This window comes from Tissierella sp., from assembly GCF_052089545.1.
Taxonomy (GTDB): domain Bacteria; phylum Bacillota; class Clostridia; order Tissierellales; family Tissierellaceae; genus Tissierella_A.
In genome coordinates this window covers 1-4,199 of the sequence record NZ_JBQDAA010000199.1, presented here as the reverse complement: position 1 = coordinate 4,199, position 4,199 = coordinate 1, and the positions used below count along the sequence as shown (strand labels likewise).

The 4,199-nt window shown below is 32.6% G+C and carries 4 protein-coding genes; all 4 read right to left on the bottom strand.

The genetic code is table 11. From position 1 onward, the window contains the following. Positions 1–131: 131 nt before the first annotated feature. Positions 132–797, bottom strand: coding sequence for a transposase (locus ACTHW2_RS11375; RefSeq protein WP_209494398.1), 666 nt, complete (start codon positions 795–797; stop codon positions 132–134). A gap of 72 nt (positions 798–869) precedes the next feature. Further along, on the bottom strand, positions 870–1,142 hold the full coding sequence (locus ACTHW2_RS11370) for an NAD(P)-binding domain-containing protein (protein ID WP_442264038.1): 273 nt from the start codon (positions 1,140–1,142) through the stop codon (positions 870–872). A 433-nt stretch (positions 1,143–1,575) separates the two neighbouring features. Then, on the bottom strand, positions 1,576–2,586 hold the full coding sequence (tdcB, locus tag ACTHW2_RS11365; protein WP_442264037.1) for a bifunctional threonine ammonia-lyase/L-serine ammonia-lyase TdcB: 1,011 nt from the start codon (positions 2,584–2,586) through the stop codon (positions 1,576–1,578). Beyond that, on the bottom strand, positions 2,579–3,694 hold the full coding sequence (ald, locus tag ACTHW2_RS11360) for an alanine dehydrogenase (protein WP_138471993.1): 1,116 nt from the start codon (positions 3,692–3,694) through the stop codon (positions 2,579–2,581). Before ald ends, tdcB begins: the two co-directional genes overlap by 8 nt. Positions 3,695–4,199: the final 505 nt, after the last annotated feature.

Here is a 4,199-nt window from a genome sequence, read left to right as displayed (position 1 = left end):
AAGCATTACCCTTAGATCAGCATATTTATCCGGAAGCTTAGCCTGACTTCTGTGGTAAAAATAACTACTCTTAACTAAATCCAAATTCTCTAGTAAAAGTGCCAATGGATAAAAGGTTTTTAATGCATCAATCACTCTTGTTTTTTCCTTGTTGGAGAGATGTTTTGGATTGATGCCCCATTCTTTTTTACAAGTTCGGCAGACTTTTCCAAGATATCTTTTTCCATTCGTAGTCGATAAACTTCTTGTTTTAAAACATCAACTTCATTTTTCAACCCTTCTAGTTGAGGGCTATCAGGCATATTCGTCATATTAGGTGGAAGCTCCTCTCCGATGAGCTCCTCTTTCCAATCATAGAGCGTTTTACGGGTGACCTGCAGGCGCTCAGCAATTTTTTGGACAGAGGTTTCTCGGCTCACAAGATGGATAACGGCCTCTTTTTTCTGCTCTTGAGAATAGTTTAACTTACTTCGCCTGATTTTACGAGCTTCAGGTGCAAGTTCTTTACACCAATCGCTAAGAATGTTTCTATCTGGATAACCCAACATGCGAACAGTTCTAGAATAATTGCGACCGTATTCGATATAGTGATTAACAGCAAACTGCTTTTCTTCTTGCGTAAATTCACGTTTTCTTTTTGAAGTCTTAGAAAGATCACCATTCTCTTCATATTCCTTAAACCATTTGTATAAAGCTTTTGAAGAAGGATAGCCTAATTCATGAATGACTGACGCCAAAGAGTGTTCGTATTTGATGTAAAGTTTTACAGCTTTCATTCTTTCTTCGTAAGAGTACATGGACATTCTCCTGACTTATAGTTGTCCAAGATTATGTCCGCACCTCCCGCTGGTACATTTCGCTGGCGGTAGTCAGGTATTACCTCCGTCAATTAGAATATCACCTGAATCAAGATATGGTAAAAGACCTTGGATAGTCGAATCTGTACCGTTACCAGCCTGCACCATAAGTAGAATACGTCTAGGTTTTTCTAGCGATTCAACAAATTCTTCCATTGTATATGTCGGAACTAATTTTTTATCTGGATTTGCTGTAATAATAGCTTCAGTTTTAGAGCCTGTTCTGTTAAAGATAGAAACTGTATAACCTTTACTTTCAATATTTAAAGCTAAATTTTCACCCATTACAGCATTCCCACTACACCAATTTGTTGTTTACTCACTGCTTAAATTCCCCCTTTAAATACTTTAATGATTATTTGCTTTACTATCTAACTATATCATCTTTCCAAAAATAATGTTTGTTTATAAGAAAGTAGTACTTTTATGTCGCTGATTTAAACTTGATTTTTTTAAAACTATTATCTTCTCTATTTATATTAGAAAATATATTTTCACCTATCTTTTAGAATATAATATTCACCATATATTATCTTAAAAAATTTGCACATAATAAAAAGTAGTATAATATCCAATTTTAGCGGACACTACACTACTTTTATTTAATGCTTTTCAAATATTAAATAAGATAGTTAAAAAATATTTGTATTTAATATAAAATCACTTTAATAATCAAATGATTTTCTAGAATTACTATTTTTTTAAGTAAACAAATGAATTAATTAATTAATTCATTCGCTGTTAGAAAGTGACCCATAATATCAGATATCCTTGATAAATCAACATTGCCACCAGAAATAACTGCAACAACTTTTTTATTTCTTACATACTTATCCACTTTACCGCTTAGAATAGCTGCTGTAGCAAGAGCACCACCACCCTCTACAACGGATTTAGTTCTTTGGATTAAATCTTTCATAGCAAGTTCAATTTCATCTTCGCTTACTAATATCATATCAGTTACCAATTCATTTACTATTTCAAATGTAAGAACGCCAGGAGTTTGAACAGCACAACCATCTGCTAAAGTAGAGCCTTCTTTATGGGGAGTTATTTTTCCTTCTTTAAAAGAAGCGGCCATACCATGAACACGTTCTGCTTGAACACCTATTATATTTATTAAGGGGTTGAAAGCTTTAAGGGCAACAGCCATACCTGATATTAGACCTCCTCCACCTACAGGTACTATAACAGTATCTACATCCCAGATTTCATCTAAAATTTCCAGTCCTATTGTTCCTTGTCCAGCCATGACATAAGGGTCATCATAAGGTGCAATAAATGTTTCACCTGTCTCTTTTTGAATTTCTAAACATTTTGCTTTTGCTTCATCAAAAGAGTCTCCAAATAAAACAACTTCTGCGCCATAACCTTCAGTTGCAGAAATTTTTGCTTTTGGTGCATCTACCGGCATAACTATTTTACTCCTTATACCTTGTAAGTGACAAGATAAAGCTACACCTTGCGCATGGTTACCTGCAGAACAAGCAATTACTCCTTTTGATTTTTCTTCTTTAGACAAGTGAGATATCTTATTAAAAGCACCTCTAAATTTAAAAGAACCAGTTAACTGCATATTTTCAAGTTTTAAATATACTTCTCCTCCACTTTTACCAGATAAATAAAATGATTTAACTAGAGGTGATATACGAGAATTATTTTTTAAAATAAATTTAGCTTCTCTTACATCATTTATACTAATAGGCAATTTCACATTGATGTTATTCATTAATCAAAGCCTCCAATTCATAGTAACTATATCCACTAGAATCAGCAATTCCTTGTTGTGTTATATGACCTTTATAAATACTGATACCACTTGCTAATCCTTTGACAGAAGTAATCGCATCTTCCAATCCATTTTCAGAAATCCCTAATAAATAACTTATGTTTCCTTGTGCCAAAGCAATAGTTGATGTTCTTGGTGTAGCTCCCGGCATGTTAGGAACAGCATAATGGATAACACCGTGTTTTTCAAAAATGGGATCTTGATGAGATGTTGGAGATTCAATAGTTTCCACAGTTCCCCCTTGATCAATAGCAATATCGACAATTACACTACCTGGCTTCATCGTCTTAACCATATACTCTTTAACGATTTTAGGTGGTTTAGCACCAGGAATCAATATAGTAGAAATGAAAACATCAGCTACTTGAATATATTTTTCTAAATTCTCTGTAGTTGAACTAATTATTTCAATATTCTTTCCTTTATACCTATTTTCAAGATACTCAATACGTTGTTCATTTAATTCTAAAATATATACTTTACAGTTTATACCGAGTGCCATATCAGCTGAGTTTTCAGCAGCGTTTCCTCCGCCTAGAATAACAACTACACCAGGGTCAATTCCATCGATACCTGGTAGTAGAATACCTTCTCCCCCATGCTCTTTCTCTAAATAATACTGTCCTAAGTTAACAGCGCGTCTTCCAGCAATAGCACTCATTGGTTTGAGGAGTTCTAAAACCCCATCAATAGAAATGTTTTCACCGGAAATAGCAGTTACTTTAGCATTAACCATTGCTTCAACTACTTCTTTTGATGCAGCTAAATGTAAGAAACCCCAAATGATTAAATCTTCTTTAAAATATTTAAATTCTTCTTTCATGGGCTCTTTTACTTTTACTACTAAATCAACATTCCAAGCGTCCTTTGTGTCTACTATCATAGCTCCAACTTCTTCATACAAATTATCAGGAAAACCAGAACCTAAACCAGCATTTTTTTCAACAAAAACTTTATTCCCTGATTGAACCAGACGATTAACGTTTTCTGGAGTCATTCCCACTCTTGATTCACCTTGTTTTGGATCTTTTATTACACCAATATTCAATATAATGACTTCCCCTCGAATTAAATTATTATTTTTATTTACAAGCGAACTATATCACAAAGATAATTTTTTCACAACTCAATTATAGTATCATCAGAAAAACACATGGTCCTTATAAAGCTTATTTATATAATAAAGAAAACGTTTTAAAAAAAATATACTAATTATCATTACTTGTATGTTTCCGATAGAATTCAAGACATTGAGAAAAAAATAGCTATTAATTCAGGGTTTGTATATTAGATTAATAGTCTGGTATCTTACATATAAACTAATTATTGTCAAAATAAATTCGCTACAAGAAGTTGTATATTCAATTAGTTATTTTAGAAAGGCTACAAATATTAAAATTAGAAAATGATTAAAAATATCTCCATCTACATATCTGACTTTAAAAACATCGAAAATGCTGATGATAAACTATTCTCAAAAAAAAATGCCTAGTAGCTAATTAATTTTAGCTACTAGACAGTTCTAAATATATAAATTTTCAATCGTATTATTA

Coding starts and splice junctions, on each gene's coding strand:
- tdcB (WP_442264037.1), bottom strand. CDS start 2,586: ATGAATAACATCAATGTGAAATTGCCTATTAGTATAAATGATGTAAGA.
- ACTHW2_RS11375 (WP_209494398.1), bottom strand. CDS start 797: ATGTACTCTTACGAAGAAAGAATGAAAGCTGTAAAACTTTACATCAAA.
- ACTHW2_RS11370 (WP_442264038.1), bottom strand. CDS start 1,142: ATGGGTGAAAATTTAGCTTTAAATATTGAAAGTAAAGGTTATACAGTT.